At 39.7% G+C, this 2554-nt stretch carries 1 protein-coding gene; it reads left to right on the top strand.

The genetic code is table 11. The annotated features are described in order from the left end of the window. Positions 1-1128: 1128 nt before the first annotated feature. A complete protein-coding gene (locus AACT23_RS15065) occupies positions 1129-1908 on the top strand; it encodes a hypothetical protein (protein ID WP_141195549.1) in 780 nt (259 codons plus the stop codon). Positions 1909-2554 lie beyond the last annotated feature (646 nt).

Raw genomic sequence — 2554 nt, 5'->3', positions numbered from 1 at the left:
GGTGCGTTGTCAACCCCTTAGCCGGGCGTTATGCAACTCAGGTAAATTTAGGAGTTCAATCTTTTGGGATTTCTCCGGCTGTTCGTTTTATGTTGTCGGCAAATGAGCACTTTCACCCTCAAATTCGTGGTTAACTCAAACCGTAAAACAGACAAGTTTCTTTGTTTGCCTCAATCAGTTTTAGCGCTGGCGTGTTGTGAATTTAGCAGGTGCAAAGTGTGGAAAGGGTAAGTTTATCGAGCATTTTGTACTTGCTGAAGTTTTCGCTCGTTGAGTTTGCCTGATCCAAAAACTTGGTTTGTTGTCGAAAGGTGGACTTTGTTTTGGCAGCTTATTTATCGCAGTTCTTACTTGGGTTGATTCTTGAATCACTCAACCTTTGCAATTGCGGCTTTTGGTCGAGTAAAGTCAGTTTATCTTATTGAATTTGCATAACAAACGGCTCAAGAGGGATTGCCAACGCTTGGCGACTTTAGTGCAAAATTGCAGTTCAGCGTTTACAGTGTGTTTTTTAAGTTCGGCGGCGCGTTGTCAACCCCTTAGCCGGGCGTTAGCTGGGGTTAAGAAAAGCTGTGAATTTAGGGGGGGAAGGCTTTGGGTTTTCTAGCTACACACCGGACAAATCTCAGCTTTTCAACTATCTCGCCAGTGGCACTTTTCGGGAAGTGTTTGAACTTAACGAAGTCTGCTTACGGGAAATGTTGTGTTTGTTAAGTTCGTTGGTGCGGTTTCTTTGTTGTTGAAATTTATGAATGCCTAAATTCGTTTCGTGTGCACTGTCGTTGGCTTTTCCGATAGAATTCTTTGCAAATTACCATGCTTAGGAATGGGGATTTTCTCGGTCATTTCTTCTTTGCCAAGCGCATTTCGTGGATTAGCTTTTAATTTCACAGCTGTCCGTTTTACATTGCCGTTTGAAAGCAATAATGTGTTTCAAATTAGGTATTTTGGCGTAATTTGCTAGCGAAAGTGCAGCAGCTAACTAGGCGTTTAAGACGGATTCCCAACGCTTGGGAGTTTCGGATCTAGGTTGAGTTTTGTGTTTAAGGCACAATGGTTTAGGATTGTGGTCGCGTTGCTCACCACTTAACGCGGCGTTATGCCTTATAAAATATAATGAGATTGGATGTGATGTTAGAAAAAATACAAAAAGCTCTAGAAGGAGCTAAACCTAAATCAAAATCTATAGAGGAACACTTTGAGCTTTTTGCTGTAAATCCAACACAAGAACAAGTTGATCGTGACCTGCTTATCAAGATCCTTGAAAGCTTGGCAAGAGACGGTTGCTCAATGAATGAGCCACACCTAAAACGTATACTTGACCAATTTGGATTCCATGACGGATTATCAGAAAAAGAAAATAGATTATTTGAATCGATTTGGTATGAAAATAATCCTAAGCGTAAGAATAAAATAGAGTCAGTAATCGAGCCGTCTACCGATAGAGATATTTCGCAATTATCTAAAGATATTGATTCAATAAAAACTACGCTTAAATCTTTAAACTCTACAGAAGATTTAAAAATTCAAGAGTTAAAAAAAGCTCTCGAACGCGTAGAAACTCAAAGTAAAGCTTTGGCTGCTCCTATTAAAATCCCATCACCTAAGAACATGGAGGTGCAACTCGTTTCTGCGGACTCATTAGAACGTTTGTCTGAATGCAATAATGACATAAATGTATTTCTTACACTTGCATCTGTTTTTTTAGGTGCTTGTTTAGGTATGCTTGGAAATATTGCATTTAGTCAAAGTGTGCCTGTCGGAGCATATTCAGCCATTATATTGCTTGGCGTAATCTCTATCGTTTTCGGATGTTTATATTTTAGATCCGACAAGCGTAAGTCGGATCTTAATAAAATAATTTTTGATAGTGATGATTCTGTATATTTGGAGCAATATAAGGCATAACAAACGGCTCAAGAGGGATTGCCAACGCGTGGCGGCTTTAGTGCAAAATTGAAGTTCAGTGTTTACAGTGTGTTTTTTGAGTCCGGTGGTGCGTTGTCAACCCCTTAGCCGGGCGTTAGGCAAAGTGAGTTTTTATCAGCTAAATCGAGTTGGAATTGAACGGTAAATTCTATGTTTTCTGGCTTAAATTAAGCAATAAATAATCATCACATATTTGTTGTTTCTTGATCGCGTTGAGTTGCTTTTCGTTGTGAGTTTAGCGGCAAAATAACCTTCAGCACCCAAACGTCCGCCGAGCATGCTACGCTCGTCACTTTTCTTCCAAATCGCTCAATTTGAGTTTTTTGTTTCTTTGCTGATTTGAAATTTTGGTTTATAAATGAATCGATTAGTGTCTTTCAATTTTACAAAAAGCTTTGTTCTTGGGTTTTGAAAGTATCATTGTCAATCGGTTGGCCTAACAAACGGCTCAAGAGGGATTGCCAACGCGTGGCGGCTTTAGTACAAAATTGAAGTTCAGTGTTTACAGTGTGTTTTTTAAGTTCGGTGGTGCGTTGTCAACCCCTTAGCCGGGCGTTAGGCAAAGTGAGTTTTTATCAGCTAAGTCGAGTTTGAATTGAACGGTAAATGCCATGTTTTCTAGCTT

The sequence above is a fragment of the Vibrio sp. V09_P4A23P171 genome (assembly GCF_963875615.1).
Classification (GTDB): domain Bacteria; phylum Pseudomonadota; class Gammaproteobacteria; order Enterobacterales; family Vibrionaceae; genus Vibrio; species Vibrio anguillarum.
The sequence above is the reverse complement of the archived record's forward strand: the minus strand, read 5'-3'. Positions and strand labels throughout refer to the sequence as shown.